The sequence below is a fragment of the Acuticoccus kandeliae genome, from assembly GCF_003073115.1.
Genome location: NZ_QBBV01000049.1, coordinates 1 through 465, shown reverse-complemented (window position 1 = coordinate 465; position 465 = coordinate 1). Strand labels below are relative to the sequence as shown.

The 465-nt window shown below is 65.2% G+C and carries 1 protein-coding gene; it reads left to right on the top strand.

The genetic code is table 11. The annotated features are described in order from the left end of the window. A partial coding sequence (locus DBV35_RS29240; protein WP_157962087.1) for an integrase core domain-containing protein occupies positions 1 to 465 on the top strand: 465 nt, incomplete at its 5' end.

The following is a 465-nucleotide window of genomic DNA, read 5'->3' as shown; positions in this document are numbered from 1 at the left end:
CACCGCAACAGGGGAGCCGGCTGGGACTTCGTGCACGTCGCCATCGACGACGCCACGCGGCTCGCCTATGTCGAGATCCTCGCCGACGAGAAGCGCGGCACCACGACGGGCTTCCTCGTGCGCGCACTCCGTTGGTTCCGCAGCCGCGGCGTGCGCGTGGAGCGCGTCATGACCGACAATGGCTCGGCCTATGTTTCCAAACTCTTTGCCAAGGCTCTGCGTTGGCTCGGCATCCGCCACATCCGCACGCGGCCCTATACGCCGAAGACCAACGGCAAGGCCGAGCGCTTCATCCAGACGCTCCTGAGGGAATGGGCCTACGCTGTTCCCTATCCCTCTTCAGCCAGCCGCGCGCGCGATCTGCCGAGGTGGCTCATGTGGTACAATCGCAATCGCCAACACGCCGCGCTCGCCGGCCTATCTCCCGAGACTGCGCTGAACAACCTCGCGAGAAATCACAGCTAG